The sequence below is a fragment of the Flavobacterium hiemivividum genome (genome assembly GCF_004349145.1).
GTDB lineage: Bacteria > Bacteroidota > Bacteroidia > Flavobacteriales > Flavobacteriaceae > Flavobacterium > Flavobacterium hiemivividum.
Genome location: NZ_SMFO01000002.1, coordinates 200,186 through 216,102, shown reverse-complemented (window position 1 = coordinate 216,102; position 15,917 = coordinate 200,186). Strand labels below are relative to the sequence as shown.

At 33.3% G+C, this 15,917-nt stretch carries 16 protein-coding genes; 5 read left to right on the top strand and 11 right to left on the bottom strand.

What is annotated here, in order from left to right; genetic code table 11:
• Positions 1-4 precede the first annotated feature (4 nt).
• On the bottom strand, positions 5-517 hold the full coding sequence (locus E0F98_RS04950) for a DUF6913 domain-containing protein (RefSeq protein ID WP_132109506.1): 513 nt from the start codon (positions 515-517) through the stop codon (positions 5-7).
• Between the two features lie 47 nt (positions 518-564).
• Between E0F98_RS04950 and E0F98_RS04945 the strand changes: the two genes are divergently transcribed.
• Both E0F98_RS04945 and E0F98_RS04940 read left to right on the top strand, forming a co-directional pair.
• Positions 565-1,344 (top strand): 5'-nucleotidase C-terminal domain-containing protein, encoded by a 780-nt coding sequence (locus E0F98_RS04945; protein ID WP_132109505.1) that lies wholly within the window; start codon positions 565-567, stop codon positions 1,342-1,344.
• A 147-nt stretch (positions 1,345-1,491) separates the two neighbouring features.
• The gene (locus E0F98_RS04940) at positions 1,492-2,403 is read left to right on the top strand and encodes a bifunctional metallophosphatase/5'-nucleotidase (RefSeq protein ID WP_132109504.1); all 912 of its coding nucleotides are present in this window, start codon (positions 1,492-1,494) and stop codon (positions 2,401-2,403) included.
• Here the strand turns inward: E0F98_RS04940 and E0F98_RS04935 are convergent.
• From E0F98_RS04935 to rpsF, 6 genes are all read right to left on the bottom strand, one after another.
• Complete coding sequence (locus E0F98_RS04935) at positions 2,389-3,105, bottom strand: hypothetical protein (RefSeq protein ID WP_132109503.1); 717 nt, start codon at positions 3,103-3,105, stop codon at positions 2,389-2,391. The two genes, E0F98_RS04940 and E0F98_RS04935, sit on opposite strands and share 15 nt — an antisense overlap.
• 17 nt (positions 3,106-3,122) lie before the next feature.
• The gene (gene ligA, locus E0F98_RS04930) at positions 3,123-5,120 is read right to left on the bottom strand and encodes an NAD-dependent DNA ligase LigA (RefSeq protein WP_132109502.1); all 1,998 of its coding nucleotides are present in this window, start codon (positions 5,118-5,120) and stop codon (positions 3,123-3,125) included.
• 76 nt (positions 5,121-5,196) lie between these two features.
• Complete coding sequence (locus E0F98_RS04925) at positions 5,197-5,670, bottom strand: DUF6495 family protein (RefSeq protein WP_132109501.1); 474 nt, start codon at positions 5,668-5,670, stop codon at positions 5,197-5,199.
• Positions 5,671-5,923: 253 nt separating this feature from the next.
• Positions 5,924-6,361 carry a 50S ribosomal protein L9 gene (rplI, locus tag E0F98_RS04920; protein WP_132109500.1) on the bottom strand — a complete coding sequence of 146 codons (438 nt, stop codon included), beginning with the start codon at positions 6,359-6,361 and terminating at the stop codon, positions 5,924-5,926.
• A gap of 64 nt (positions 6,362-6,425) precedes the next feature.
• Complete coding sequence (rpsR, locus tag E0F98_RS04915; protein WP_073017581.1) at positions 6,426-6,722, bottom strand: 30S ribosomal protein S18; 297 nt, start codon at positions 6,720-6,722, stop codon at positions 6,426-6,428.
• A gap of 5 nt (positions 6,723-6,727) precedes the next feature.
• Positions 6,728-7,069 carry a 30S ribosomal protein S6 gene (gene rpsF / locus E0F98_RS04910; RefSeq protein ID WP_132109499.1) on the bottom strand — a complete coding sequence of 114 codons (342 nt, stop codon included), beginning with the start codon at positions 7,067-7,069 and terminating at the stop codon, positions 6,728-6,730.
• Between the two features lie 166 nt (positions 7,070-7,235).
• Between rpsF and E0F98_RS04905 the strand changes: the two genes are divergently transcribed.
• Positions 7,236-7,931 (top strand): LytR/AlgR family response regulator transcription factor, encoded by a 696-nt coding sequence (locus tag E0F98_RS04905; RefSeq protein WP_132109498.1) that lies wholly within the window; start codon positions 7,236-7,238, stop codon positions 7,929-7,931.
• Positions 7,932-7,940: 9 nt separating this feature from the next.
• On the opposite strand, the gene priA is transcribed toward E0F98_RS04905, so the two are convergent.
• From priA to nadC, 4 genes are all read right to left on the bottom strand, one after another.
• Positions 7,941-10,394, bottom strand: coding sequence for a replication restart helicase PriA (gene priA, locus E0F98_RS04900; RefSeq protein ID WP_132109497.1), 2,454 nt, complete (start codon positions 10,392-10,394; stop codon positions 7,941-7,943).
• A gap of 50 nt (positions 10,395-10,444) precedes the next feature.
• Positions 10,445-10,873 carry a DUF2147 domain-containing protein gene (locus tag E0F98_RS04895; RefSeq protein WP_132109496.1) on the bottom strand — a complete coding sequence of 143 codons (429 nt, stop codon included), beginning with the start codon at positions 10,871-10,873 and terminating at the stop codon, positions 10,445-10,447.
• Between the two features lie 146 nt (positions 10,874-11,019).
• Positions 11,020-11,952, bottom strand: coding sequence for a YihY/virulence factor BrkB family protein (locus E0F98_RS04890; protein ID WP_132109495.1), 933 nt, complete (start codon positions 11,950-11,952; stop codon positions 11,020-11,022).
• Positions 11,953-12,008: 56 nt separating this feature from the next.
• Positions 12,009-12,866 (bottom strand): carboxylating nicotinate-nucleotide diphosphorylase, encoded by an 858-nt coding sequence (nadC, locus tag E0F98_RS04885; protein WP_132109494.1) that lies wholly within the window; start codon positions 12,864-12,866, stop codon positions 12,009-12,011.
• Between the two features lie 382 nt (positions 12,867-13,248).
• Between nadC and E0F98_RS04880 the strand changes: the two genes are divergently transcribed.
• Positions 13,249-14,313: an endonuclease/exonuclease/phosphatase family protein gene (locus E0F98_RS04880; protein ID WP_132109493.1), complete on the top strand. Its 1,065-nt coding sequence runs from the start codon at positions 13,249-13,251 to the stop codon at positions 14,311-14,313.
• Between the two features lie 107 nt (positions 14,314-14,420).
• Positions 14,421-15,683: a DUF2254 domain-containing protein gene (locus E0F98_RS04875; protein ID WP_132109492.1), complete on the top strand. Its 1,263-nt coding sequence runs from the start codon at positions 14,421-14,423 to the stop codon at positions 15,681-15,683.
• Positions 15,684-15,917: the final 234 nt, after the last annotated feature.

Below are 15,917 nucleotides of genomic sequence, written 5' to 3'. Positions count from 1 at the left end.
TAAATTAATTTTGTTTGATTCTTTTTAAATATTTGAACAACTCATTTGTAAAAACCTCATTTTTTTCAGCAGTGGTATCTATTATTAGGTGATTCAACCTTTTATCAATTGATGCAAATCCTACTTTGAGTTTAGCAATAGAACAATGAGTGATCAACATTAAAATTGGTCTATCTACCTCATAATAACTAATCAATACATCAAAATCCTGGCTGATAAAATCATTTACAGCTGCATTGGTTATTTCAAAATTTGATTTCAAATCCTTCGAACTAAAATCAGCTGTCGTACCACTTTTACTTACGCTGTTCTTGTAAGTAATAATTGTAATGTTTTCTTCTAAAATTCCGTTTTCGACCAACTCTTTCATCAAAGAATTTCTCTCTAAAAAATGACTTTCATCAATAATTAGTCCCACCGTTTTTATAGCACCAGAAAACGTACTACTTTTTACATCATAAAAAATATTTTTCAACTTCCTTTTTACGAAAAAACCTTTTATATAACTTAAAAACATACTAATTTTACTGGATAACAAAATTAATTAATAAAGTCTCATTTTAAATGGTAAATCTAAAAAAGTATAACGGGTTTTTAAAACTTTTTGTTATATTCTTAACATTATTTTCTGCGCTTTCGTGCAGTAAACAAGTTCTTCATGTTACTACTATTGAAGGAAAACTAGTTCCTATAGTAAACACAACCAATCAAAGCTCTGAAATTGATGCTTTTATCAAACCTTATAGGGAACACATAAATAAAGATCTAAACACCGTCTTAGCCTATTGTCCGGAAACGCTAGATAAAAGTTCAGGGAAATGGCAAACTAAAATTGGTAACCTTCAGTCTGACGTTACGAGAAGCCAAGGGAACCGCGTATTTAAAAGTAGAGAAAACAAAAACATTGATATATGCATGCTCAACAGTGGCGGAATTCGCTCAGTACTTCCAAAAGGAGATGTTACTGCCCGAACTGCTTTTGAAATCATGCCTTTTGAAAACAGTCTTGTTGTCATTGCTTTAAAAGGCGAACAAATCACAGAGTTAGTAAATTATTTTATTGCCGATAAAAAACCACATCCTCTATCTGGAATGTCTTTTACGATTGACAAAAATGGCACACCAAAAAGTATTCAGGTACAAGGCAAAGCACTTAATCTTGAGACAATTTATTATGTTGCTACCAATGATTATTTAGCAAACGGAGGAGACAATATGACTTTCTTTTCTAAAGGTGTTCAAAAATATGATTTGAATTATAAACTTCGCGATATACTGATCGACTATTTTAAAGACGTTGATACGATTCCCGTACCAACTGATATTCGAATTACAGAAGAATAATTAGTATTAATAAAAGTGGTTTAATACCATAACGACTAGCCCCGATAGAAATGAAAATCCTTTCTATCTCGTTTTTAGAACGAGATAAAAAGATTGTAATCTCCCGAAGCTTCGGGAGCGGGAAATAGCTCCAAAAAAAATAAATTGATGAAAAGAAGAGATTTTATAGAGAAAACAGCCGCTGGAACTGCTTTTGTAGGTTTGGGTTTGTCATTAAGTAGTTTTGAATCCTCGAAAATAAAACAACTTACCATTTTACACACAAATGACGTTCACAGTTATATTGATCCTTTTCCTGCAGATCATCCAAGGAATCCAAATATGGGTGGTGTTGCTAGAAGAGCCGAAATAATAGAAGCCGTTAGAAAAGAAAACCCGAATGTATTACTGCTGGACGCTGGTGATATTTTCCAAGGAACTCCTTATTTTAACTATTATGGCGGAGAACTGGAGTTTAAATTGATGAGTATGATGCGCTATGATGCCGCAACGATAGGGAATCATGATTTTGACAACGGTATCGAAGGTCTTTATGCGCAGTTACCACATGCTAGTTTCGAATTCATTTCTTCGAATTATGATTTCAAGAACACGCTTATGGACGGTTTTGTAAAACCTTATAAAATCTTCAATAAAAACGGAATTAAAGTTGGCGTTTTTGGATTAGGCGTGGAATTAAATGGCCTAGTTGACAAAAATATGTATGGAGAAACAGTTTACAATGACCCTGTAGAAATAAGCCAGGACATGGTACGTATTTTGAAAAAAGAAGAAAATTGTGACTTAGTGATATGTCTATCCCACATAGGGTACAACTATAGAAATGAACCAGAAAAGATTTGCGACTTAAAATTAGCTGCACTAACAAAGGATATCGATATGATTATTGGTGGACATACTCATACATTTTTAAACAAACCAACAATTGTCAAAAACCTTGATAACAAAGAAGTTCTAGTAAATCAAGTAGGATGTTACGGAATAAACCTTGGTCGAATTGATGTGTTTTTTGATTCAAATAAAAATAAAACACACGAAGGAAGATCAATCGTTGTCTAACAAAATCACCGATTCAGCATTTACTTTTTCTGCGTCTATCACAAAGCGGTAAAACACATAATAAACACTGGCATTCAATAGCATCGCCAATGGCCTAAACGCTATTGGCGCTATATTCGAAAGGTAATATTTCTCAATAAAAACAATAAAATACTGCGTTACAGACAGCAATCCAAAAATTAACAACCAGGAATTCATTTTATTATAATTCATCGCATATTGAGACAATGCAAGTCCGCCAATAACCGAAATCAAGACATTTTGAATTATTAATACAAAATAACTCTTCATTTGTATTTCTGTCGAAATCGACAATAAATAAGAAAAAATAAATAAAAAAGGCAAAACAGCAATAAATAAAGGGAAATAATCCTTGAGTTTTATTAGCTGCACTACATAAGAAATTAGCAGTAACCTATGTGCTAAAAAAACGATTAGCCCCATAAACAATAAATTCTCGGTCCCAGGAATAAAAAGAATATTAGTAACCATCGACAAAAAAAGCACAACAAAAAAAGTGCGATTTCTTTCCTTAGATGCATTCCAATACAGGACCATAATTCCAATAGACAATAAAGGTTTAAAAATAAATACCAATACTATATCCGAAAGCAATTCTGTAATTACTTCAATTAGCGCAATACTATAAAATAGTATTGTCAATCGTTTTCCACGAGTATTTTCATTCTTAAGTCCAAACATCTGTTATGCTTTTAAAGTTATTCTAGCAACTTCATAAATTCAATTTCAGAAATGATTGGAATATTGAGTTTTCCAGCCTTTTCTAATTTTGCCGGTCCCATATTATCTCCAGCAACTATGTAATTAGTTTTTGCAGAAATTGAGCTCCCTACCTTTCCTCCATTGTCTTCGATCGCTTTCTTTAAATCATCTCTGGAGAATTTTTCGAAAACACCAGAAACGACAAAAGTCTTCCCGCTAAGCTTGTCGGTTGCATTTGGGTTTGATTTTTCAACAATTTCAAACTGAACTCCGTAACTTTTTAATCTGTCAACAATAATTATATTTTGTTCATTATCGAAAAATTCAATGACACTTTGTGCAATCCGCTCCCCAATTTCATCAACCAAAATTAAATCCATCAACGTAGCCAAACTTAACGCTTCAATGTTTTTATAATGTTTAGCTAATTTTTTGGCTACAGTTTCACCAACGAATCGAATTCCTAGCGCATATAAAACACGCTCAAAAGGAATGCCTTTTGAATTTTGGACGCCATTAACCAAATTTTCGGCTGACTTCTGCGCCATTCTTTCCAGTGGAAGAATTTGTGCTACATTCAATTCATATAAATCGGCGTAATTATGAACTAATCCATTATTAAAAAGTAGTGCTACTGTTTCGCCCCCAAGTCCTTCAATATCCATTGCTTTTCTGGAAATATAATGTTGGATTCTTCCAATAATCTGTGGAGGGCAGCCATAAAAATTAGGACAATAATGATTCGCTTCACCTTCATTTCGAACCAATAATGATTCACATTCTGGACAATGCGTAATGTATATGGTAGGTTCTGAATTCTCAGGGCGCATACTTAAATCTACAGCAATAATTTTCGGAATAATCTCTCCTCCTTTTTCTACAAAAACTGTATCGTTTACCCGAATATCAAGCTTCTCAATTTGGTCAGCATTGTGTAGCGAAGCTCGCTTTACAATAGTTCCCGCTAGTTGTACCGCTTCCAAGTTAGCGACTGGCGTAATTGCACCTGTCCTTCCCACCTGATACGAAATCGAATTTAGCTTGGTCGAAACTTGTTCTGATTTAAATTTGTAGGCAATCGCCCAACGCGGAGATTTAGCAGTATAACCTAATTCCTCCTGATGCTGAAAGTTATTCACTTTCACGACCACTCCATCCGTTTCATACGGAAGATTATGTCTGTGCGCATCCCAATAGTCTATAAACTCGAAAACTTCTTCTAAGTTACGAGCTAACTTGGCTTCTTTGGGAACTTTAAAACCCCATTTTCGGGCCGTTACCAGGCCATCGAACTGAGATTTAAATGGTAGATTATTTCCAATTAGAAAGTACAACAGACAATCTAAAGGTCTTTTAGCAACTTCAGCGCTATCCTGAAGTTTTAAACTTCCAGAGGCTGTGTTCCTAGGATTTGAATAAGGTGTTTCTCCAATTTCAATTAAGTCCTGATTCATTTTTTCGAATCCAGCAAACGGCAAAATAATTTCGCCACGAATATCAAATTTAGCAGGAAAATTACCCTTTAAACGTAGCGGAACTGACTTTATCGTTTTGATATTATTAGTAACATCATCACCTTGAAAGCCATCTCCTCTGGTAACGGCTTTTTTTAGTTTTCCATTCTCATAAGTAATACTAATTGATGCGCCATCATATTTTAATTCACAAGTATATTCTAATGGTACCTCGCCCAAAACTTTCTGTACACGTTTTTCCCAATCGATTAAATCTTCTTTAGAATAGGAATTATCTAAAGAATACATCCTGTACTCGTGGGGAACTGTTTTAAAATTTTTAGTAATTGCACCTCCAACACGTTGCGTAGGAGAATTTTCATCAAAATATTCAGGATGTGTATTTTCTAAATCTTGAAGTTCTTTAAGTTTTATATCAAATTCATAATCCGATATAGTGGGTTCGTCCAATACATAATAATTGTAATTGTATTGATCTAATTCTTCCCTTAATTTTAGAATCGTATTTTGAACATCCATAGAAAAAAAATTGGCTATTTTAGTATTTGATAATCGCGTACTAAAATAACCAATTTAAAATAAATATAGTGAATATTTACCCTTCAATAATTGAATTAATTTGCTTGTATAATTGACCGTCACTTAAGAAAGCACCTTGCTGTATTAAAGCAAAAAGAGAAGTATTACGCTCTTCTGTAAACTCTTTTTTACCTACTTTCATTTCGATTGTATCTGTAAACATATTGTCACTAAGCCATTGCAATCCATCTTTTGTTAAAAAATCAACTTCTGGAACTAATGATTTTAGAACTATAGATTGCACATGAGTATCGAAACTCTGAAAAAGAAAAATATGATTTTTCGAAAAATGCTCTAAATATTCAGCTCTAGTCAAAACTCCTTCCCATACCAGGTCAGAAAACACATCAAGTTCCTGCTCGGCTACTTCTGGTTTCTCTGCTTTAATAGTGTCCCATTCAGCCTTATCAATAGTTTGGGTAGCTAAAAAAGTACTGAATTCTTGATTTAATTCGTCAAATTGCTCTTTTGTTAATCTTGTATATTTCATGAAATTTGTTTTTCTACAAAGGCACTTCCGATAGTTTTCGGAAGGCACAAAGTTTCTATTATTTTTACTCTGTAGCAAATTTATAATTTTTAATCAAAAAATAGCTGATTTCTCCAGGTTCAAAACAAGAAACAATTAATTATTTCTCGGCTTACACGAAAGGATTCTTTTTTATATCAAAAAGAAGGCAAAAAAAAAATCACTCCGAAGAGTGATTTTTAAATATTGTAAACAAATTGTTTAACAATTGAAATTATTCTGCAACAATTTCATAAGGTAATTCGATAATTACATCTCTGTGTAAACGTACATTAGCTGTATATTTACCAGTACGTTTAACGATACCGCTAGTGATGAATTTTCTGTCAATTGCTTGACCACCTTTTGCTAATGCATCAGCGATGTCAATATTCGTGATTGAACCGAATAATTTTTCACCACCAGCTTTTGCTGTAATTTTAATTTCGATAGCTTTTAAAGCTTCAGCAGTTGCTTGTGCATCTGCTACAACTTTAGCTTCTTTATGTGCTCTTTGTTTCAAGTTTTCAGCTAATACTTTCTTTGCAGAAGAAGTAGCTAATTGAGCAAATCCTTGTGGAATTAAAAAGTTACGACCGTATCCGTTTTTTACAGTTACGATATCATCTTTAAATCCTACGTTTTGAACGTCTTGTTTTAAAATAAGTTCCATGTTGTTGTCCTTTATTATAGAAGTTAGGTTTCATTTTCAGAAAACCAACAACTGATTTTAATTATTATTTAAGTAAATCCGCCACGTATGGCATTAAAGCTAAGTGACGTGCACGCTTAACAGCTACAGACACTTTTCTTTGGTATTTTAATGAAGTTCCAGTTAAACGACGAGGAAGAATTTTTCCTTGCTCATTTACGAATTTCAATAAGAAATCACCATCTTTATAATCGATATACTTGATACCAGATTTTTTGAAACGACAGTATTTCTTTTGTTTGTTAGTTTCTATGTTTAAAGGAGTAAGATATCTGATATCCCCGTCTTTTTTTCCTGAAGCAGATTGTTGTAATGTTGCCATGATAATTAAGCTTTTTGAGATTTAAGTTTTGCTCTTCTTCTTTCAGCCCAAGAGATAGCATGTTTGTCAAGACTTACAGTTAAGAAACGCATAACTCTTTCGTCACGTCTAAATTCAGTTTCAAAAGCAATTAGAACTTCTCCTGATACTTTGAATTCGAACAAATGGTAAAAACCAGATTTTTTGTTTTGAATTTCGTAAGCCATTTTTTTAAGGCCCCAGTCTTCTTTCGATACCATTTCGGCTCCTCTAGTAGTAAGAAAATCTTCAAATTTGCTTACTGTTTCCTTTACCTGAACATCAGATAAAACGGGATTTAAAATGAAAACAGTTTCATAATGATTCATAAATATTTATTTATATGTTAATTTGGGTGCAAAAGTAGTTTTTATTTTCGAATAATCAAGACTAATTTTAACTTAATCGACGTATGACAAAATAAATGGTATCAAATTATTATTCATTTGAAAAAAAACTATACATTTACTTAACTAAATCTTAAAACCAACCATTATGAAACTAAGCTGTGTTGTAGTGGATGACAGCTCCATCCAACGAATGATTATCTCGAAGCTTGTGAACAACCATCCAAGTTTACACTTAATTGGCGACTTTTCAAATGCGATAGAAGCGAGAAGTTGTATGTCTATACACAATGTAGACTTGATATTTCTTGACATTGAAATGCCAGTAATCAGCGGTTTTGATTTTTTAGACGGCTTAAAAATCAAACCTCAGATTATTTTCATTACATCTAAAGCAGAATATGCTTTAAAAGCATTTGATTATGATGCAACCGATTATCTTCAAAAACCGATTGCATTAGACCGATTTAACGCGTCTGTAACCAGAGCGATGGATTTACATTTACTTAAAAAAGACACCAAAGAAGAAGACGGAGAACATATTTTTATTAAAAGTAATTTAAAAAAATTAAAGATTTTTACTTCAAAAATAAAATGGATTGAAGCTTTTGGTGATTATGTAAGAGTTGTAACTGAAGATGACAATAACTTAGTACTTTCTACAATGAAAGCATTCGAAAATGATTTGTCACCAAAGAAATTTGTAAGAGTTCACAAGTCGTACATTATAAACGTAGACAAAGTAGATCGCTTCAATAGTAAATTTGCCGAAATCGGTATTACTAAAATACCATTGAGTAGAAATAGAAAAGAGGACCTAGTAAAAGCACTATCATTTGTATAAAAAACTACTTTAATAAAAATCGACATTTATTGACACCTTAATTGCTCTATACTGAGCAACTGAGTCGAAACTGTTTAACATTTTTTGAACTGTATTTTTAGTACTTATTATCGAAATAGAAGTTGGAATTTTAATAATAATAGTTCTAATATATTCGTTTCTGATTCTATTTATCGCGGGTTCCTCTGGACCTAATACAGGTATAGTTAAATTTTGACTAATCACTTGGTACAACCACATAGACCCTTCCTTAAGCTTGTCAAAATCACGATGTTTTAATGTTATTTTTATAATTCTGAAATAAGGTGGATATTTATAAATTTGTCTGTCATATAACTGCTCCTTATACATTGCTGCATAATCATTCCTAGTTACCTGCTGAATTGTATTATGCTCTGGATTATAAGTTTGAATAATCACCTTTCCTTGTTTTTCTGAACGCCCTGAACGCCCAGACACCTGTGTCATCATTTGAAAACTTCTTTCAAAAGCTCTAAAGTCAGGATGATACAACATATTATCAGCATTCATAATTCCTACTAAACTGACATTATCAAAATCAAGTCCTTTTGCTAACATTTGCGTTCCCACAAGAATATCGATCTCTCGATTTTTAAAACTATCAATTATTTTTTCGAATCCAAATTTACCTCGGGTAGTATCCTGATCCATCCTTCCGATTTTACTCTCAGGAAAAAGAGTTGTTAATTCCTGCTGGATTTGCTCAGTTCCAAAGCCCTTAGTAGTCAATTCAACACTAGAACAGCTGTGACAATGTGTGGGTTTAGCAATAGAATATCCACAATAATGACATCGCAGCTGGTTTTTATGCTTATGATAGGTCAAACTCACATCACACTGCTGGCAATGCGGTACGTGGCCACAAGTCATACACTCCACGACAGGAGAATACCCTCTTCTATTTTGAAACAAAATCACTTGTTCTCCTACAGCGATAGCCTCTGTAATTCTTTCGATCAAGGTGTCACTAAAATGACCTTTCATTCTTTTTCTAAAATACTTGTCCTTTAAATCTACGAGTTCAATATCCGGCATCATCACTTTACCATATCGCTCCTTAATTTCTACCAAGCCATATTTTTTTGAAACAGCATTAAAATAAGTTTCAATACTAGGTGTTGCTGAACCTAATAAAACTTTAGCTTTATAAAAACTTGCTAATACTACTGCGGCATCACGAGCATGATACCTGGGAGCAGGATCAATTTGTTTGAAGGTTTGCTCGTGTTCTTCATCGACAATTACAAAACCTAAGTTAGCAAAGGGTAAAAATAATGCCGACCTCGCTCCTATCACTATTTGTGCTTTCTCAGAGTTTTGCAACACCTGATTCCATACTTCTACACGCTCATTGTTATTGTATTTCGAATGAAAAACAGCTACTTTATTTCCAAAATGAACTCTTAACCTGCCTACTAATTGGGTGGTAAGCGCAATTTCAGGTAGTAAATACAACACTTGCTTTCCTGTAAGAAGATATTCTTCAATCAGTTTTATATAAATCTCTGTTTTTCCACTGGAAGTTACACCATGTAAAAGAGTAACTTCTTTTTGCGTAAAACTTTCTTTTATTCCGTCAAAAGCATTTTGTTGGGCTTTACTAAGTTGCAATTCCGTGTCCCTACTCTTTCCTGCAAAATTAACGCGATCCTCCTGTATAAAATAATCTTCGAATATTTCTTTATCGATTAGCGTTTTTACAATTGCCGAACTTGTTCCAGCAGCGTCCACTAGTTTTTTTACAGTGATTGGATTCTTGTCAGTAGCGCTTAATTGAAAATAAGATAAAACAACTTCTTTTTGTTTGTTAGCGCTTTTTAGTGATTCTAACAATGCGCCTAATCCTTGATTGGATTCATATTTAGAATGCAAACGAATGTAGCGAACTAATTTTGGTTTATAGTTTTCCAGCATTTCTTCCTGAAGCACCAATATATTCTTATCAATCAGTTTTTGAATGACCGGAAAAATATTTTTTTTGTTTAAAATTGCAATGATATCCTGCACCTTTAGAGAAGATTGCTGCTGTAAGGCTTGGAATATTAAAAACTCATCGTCTGAAAGTGTACTTTCATCAACAAAACCATCTGCTTTCTGAGAAATAACAGTTTCGCTTTCTAAGAGTAGAGCACTTGGCATAGCACCACGATATACATCCCCAATGGCACACATGTAATACGACGCGATCCACTGCCAATGGGATATTTGTATTTCAGTAACAATAGGATTTTCATCTAGAATTTGATGAATTTCCTTAGCCTCGTATAATGTGGGTTTATTTTGATGGGTTTCTACAACTAGAGCAGTGTAGATTTTACTTTTTCCAAAAGGAACTGCAAGCCGCATTCCTTTCTTTATATAATGGTACTCGGCTTCCGATATACTATACGTGAACGTTTTGGCAAGAGAAAGCGGTAAAATTACTTCGGCAAAAAAAAGCATTCTTTTAAATATTGGGGGTTTATCAGTACAGTTTAGAGATATAGAAAATCTTATTTAACTCTATTCCAATATTGAGTTCTTCCTAACACAGCAAATCCAATATATCCACGTACTTTAAGTTTATCTTTTGATTCTAAAGTAATCAAGCATTTATAAACTTTACCATTTTTAGGGTCTAAAATTTTTCCTGAATTGTATTCGTCTCCATCTTTTGAAAGTCCTTTTATGACTGTTAACCCAAGAATTGGTTTATTTGCATCTTCTCCTGCACAACCATTACAACGATCTTTTCTATGCTTAGCATCGAAAATTTCAATTACTTTACCATAAATTTTTCCGGACTTTTCATAAATTTCTATAACTGATTTAGCTTCTCCAGATTGATCATCTATTGTTTTCCATTTTCCAATTACATCATGACCTTGTGCGTAAAACAATGTTGAAACAAATAGCAATACGAATGTGATACTCTTTTTCATAATTTATCTTTTTTACAATTTCCCTTAAGAGGAAACTTCTTTTTATTTTATTTGAATCAGAAGGATATATCCCTCAATTAATGCGCTTCTAAGACCAAAAATAGCTTTACTTACATCAAACATACCATAAAATTAGCGAAAATCATTTAGATTGTCTTAATATTATTTTTTCTTTTCAAATTATTTATTGCTGCATTCAATTCAAAACCTAGAAGTAAAATCATACAGTTTATCCAGATATAGAACATCACAATTAGTAAAGTTCCTATCGAGCCGTAAAGTTGGTTATATTGAGAAAATTTGATAACCCAAATTCCAAAAAAATACGAAATAATAATAGTCAAAATCGTAGAAAAAACCGATCCTATAGAAATGAATGCTCTTGATTTATCATGTTTTGTTCCAAATTTGAATAGTATTGAGGTGGTCGTTAAAATCATTGCAATTAAAAAACAATACCTCCCCATCACAATTAATGGAATTTGCTCATTTAAAACCTGATTAGCGGTTAATTTATGAATAAATACTTCAAAAACTACAATAACACCTACTGTAACTAGTAACAACAGCGATAAAAAAACAGACATCCCCACGGCAATCAAATATTGACGAACAAAACCTCTTTTTACTAAGACATGTCTTGAGTTTTCAAAGCCTCCCAAAATAGCATTTAATCCATTAGCCATCAAGAAAATAGACAGTATAAAACCCGTAGATAACAATCCTGAATGACTATTATGTAATATGTCATTTACAATATTTTCAATCGCGTAAAATGTATTAGGAGGAACTCCCTCTGATACAAATTTCAAAAAATCAGCTTGAAATCCCTCAATGGGAATGTATGGGATAAGGTTAAGAATAAACAACGCAAATGGAAACAATGCCATAAAAAAACTAAATGCAATAGAACCAGCCCTATTCGATACTGCCCCTTCTACAATACCTAAAACATACAATTCCATTAAATCATAAAGCCGTAAATCAGCCAGCCACTTCAATTTGATCCCTTTTAAATATATTGCAAAATTGCGCAACACCGGGATTTTATCAATTTTTTCTTCAATTTCCTCACTCATTCTATTCAGGTATCAGTCCCTTTAATAACTGGGATCAGGTTGCGAAATTAGTAAATTTATATCGCTTTTAAACTCAAATCCATATTAGAGACAGAATGCGTTAATGCTCCCGAAGATATATAATTCACTCCACACTCAGCATACGCTCTAATAGTTTCTTCATTAATATTCCCCGATGATTCCGTTAAGCTTTGATTACCTATAAAAACCACTGCCTTTCTAGTCATTTCAAAGTCAAAATTATCTAATAGAATCCTGTACACTCCGCCGCAGGCAACGATTTCCTTAACCTCGTTTAAATCTCGAGCTTCCACAATAATTTTCAAGTCCAAATTATTTTCCTTGAGATATTCCTTTGTTTTGGCTATCGCCAAAGTTATACCGCCAGCAAAGTCAATATGGTTGTCTTTGAGCATAATCATATCATACAAGGCAAACCGATGATTCTCGCCACCACCTAATTTTACTGCCCATTTTTCGGCAACTCGAAAACCAGGTGTGGTTTTACGAGTATCCAATATTTTAGTATCCGTTCCTTCAAGTAACTTGACATAATTATTTGTTTTGGTAGCGATGGCTGACATGCGTTGCATCGAGTTCAAAACCATTCTTTCTGCTTTAAGTATCGATTGCGAACTTCCCGACACATGAAATACTAAATCTCCGTATTTTACTGGCGTACCATCAACTATAAAGGTCTCAACTTCTAAGTTTGGATCTACATATTGGAAGATCATTTTAGCAAATTCAACACCGGCAATAATTCCGTCATCTTTCACTAATAACTTTGCTTTTCCTTGAGCCGAAGCTGGAATACAAGCTAACGAGCTATGATCACCATCACCTACATCTTCACGGATGGCATTTGCAATTAAAATCTGTAATTCGTTTTGAAATTGTGCTTCGCTAATCATGTTTATAGTAAATTTATATACTGCTAAAGTAAGCTATTTTTTGTGGATTGAAAAACTTGCTTTGTAATCTTTTTAGTAGTTTTAAGACCAAATAAAAGTAGCAGTAGTGAAATCCTTTACTTATAACAATCACATTCTTAGCAGTACAGTCACTTCTAATTTGAGCTTTAATGACTTATTTAATTTCCTTATCTCATTGTGGCAAAATAATTTTATTGTCCGAAAAAACTCTTTTTTTTTGCAATCAAAAAAGCAGTAAACTAGTACTTAATGAGTACTTTTATACTTTATATGATATTTTTCACTTTTAATTACTGTGTCTTAACATAGATTACATGCTTATTATACAAAACACTTTAAAATTTAACACAACTAGCATTCCATGACAATATTAAAGATTTCACTCTATTTCTTTTCCTTTTTGGTTATACTTATGGTACTATTGCCATTAATAAAAAAAGATTTTTGGGTTTTTCGTGTTTTTGATTACCCTCGATTACAAAAGTTTGTAATCATTGGCTTTCTTATTGCAGCCTGGTTGTTATTGTTTAGAGACACTCTACTGACAATAGATTGGTGCATCATTGTTTTTCTAGGCGTTACGTTCATCCATCTTTTCTATGTTATACTTCCGTTTACGTTTCTGGGAAGAACAATGATTGACCGTGTAAAAGCACCCAACCAAGATACTATAAACATACTTGTTTCTAATGTTTACCAATACAATACCAGTTATTCAAAACTTCTTGCATTGATAGAAAAGAGAAATCCAGATATAATATTCTTAGTAGAAACCGATCAAAAATGGCTAGAAGCGGTAATAGGACTTCGAGAAGAATATCCTTACTACTTAGAAATACCACAAGAAAACACTTATGGCTTACTATTTTACAGCAAATTACCATTAAAAAAACAGAAAATCAATTTCCTTATTGATAAGGAAATCCCCTCTATTATTGTGGACGTAGAATACGACAACCAAAATGTAAGAATCTATGGTCTGCATCCCACACCACCGGTACCCCAAGAAAACAAATATAGTACCGACCGAGATGCCGAAATTCTATTAATTGGAAAAATGGCAAAAGAGTATAAAGATCCCTGTATTGTTATAGGCGATATGAATGATGTGGCCTGGAGTTACACTACCGAATTATTCTTAAAAACTAGCGAATTAATGGATCCTCGACGTGGACGCGGCATGTATAGTACTTTTAACGCAAAGCAGCTATTATTGCGATGGCCACTGGATCATTACTTTTTAAGCAGCCATTTTAGACTCGTCGACATGAAAGTTGAAAAAACAATTGACTCTGATCATTTCCCTATAAGTATCAGCCTTATTATTTCAAGAGAAGATGAAGCTGATAAAATGGAAGCTGATAGCGAGAACAAAGCATTAGCTGATGAAAAAATTCAAGCAGGATTAAATGGAAGCCCTCGTTAAATTTACCTCTTTTTAAAATATACTTTAGAACTACTATGTTAGACATCCATCTACCATCTAAGTTACTTTTAAAATTATATCCTTAATTTAGTATAAATTGAAATCTCATGAGAAAAAACATACTCTTTGCTATTAATCGACTCAGAGAAAAACTATGGTTTAGACCATTCATTTTTTGTGTTGTTTCGATATTAGGTGCTTTAATAGCAAAATTAGCTGATGCTACATCTATTCATGAAATAGTTCCCGAAATTAAATCGGAGTCTTTAGGGGATTTGCTAAACACCATTTCGGCTAGCATGTTAGTAATTGCTATTTTCGCAGTGGGATCAATGATTTCCGCATTTTCGGCGGCGAGCAGCATTGCAACTCCTCGGTCCTTTAAATTAATAATTGCCGATGATGTTTCTCAAAATGCTCTTTCGGTTTTTATAGGCGCTTTTATATATAGTATAGTTGCAATGGTCGCGCTAAAAAACGGCTATTATGGCACAGCTGGTCATTTTACCTTATTGGTATTCACACTACTGTTTTTCACCTTAGTTATACTTACTTTTTTAAGATGGGTGGAGCGCATTTCTAAATTGGGCCGTATGGGTCACACCATCAAATTAGTCGAGAATGCTGCCTTCAACGCCATAAAAAACAGACTGAAATTACCTAATTTAGGCGGTATTGCCGTTAACCCTTCCACTGTAAAAGGTCTTGCTGTATTTTGCGAAACAAGTGGCTATGTACAGCAGATTAATATGTCTAGACTACAGGAAATCGCTGAAAAATTAGATGTTTTGATTACCATAAATGCAATTCAAGGTAGCTTTGTCGCCTTAGACAAGCCTTTATTTTACATTAGCCCGCAAAGTAATCCTGTTGTGGTAGATGATTTTAGCGAATTGATAAATGCATTTACAATGGGTCACATCCGATATTTTGACGAAGATCCTCGTTTTGGACTCATTACTTTAACTGAAATAGCGAGTAGAGCTTTATCTCCTGGAATTAACGATCCGGGTACTGCTATTCAAATTATTGGCAGTCATGTAAGATTATTTTCGCTTTGGAATAATGCTAGTACTACTACTGTCGAAAAAAAGATAACATTCGATCGAATTGCAGTTCCCGAAATTGTTATTAGTGATTTATTTGAAGATGCCTTTAGACCCATTGCAAGAGACGGTGCCGCAAATATCGAAGTAACACTGCGTCTGCAAAAAGCCTACACCAGTTTATACGCCATCGATAATTTTGCTATAAAAAAAGCCGCTTTACATCACTCCTATCAGTCATTTGAAAGGGCAGTAATATCAAATGACTTTGAAGATGATATTAATCAATTGAAGAGCGCGAGTTTATTTACCAAACAATTATAGTAAAACACAATTTTTATTATTCTTAACCGAATCTCTATATGCCTTACTAACAAGCTAAAAATTAAAAAACAACCTCCCTTTCGATCAACAATCAAAATACAGCTAATTTTACTATTCAAAAAATAAATGTACTACTCCGTTTAATATCAAGCTGAATAATGAGTAATTATTGCGACTATTTTTTTTATTCGCTTTATCACCTATATTTGCCTCCAATTTATTCTGAACTGCATG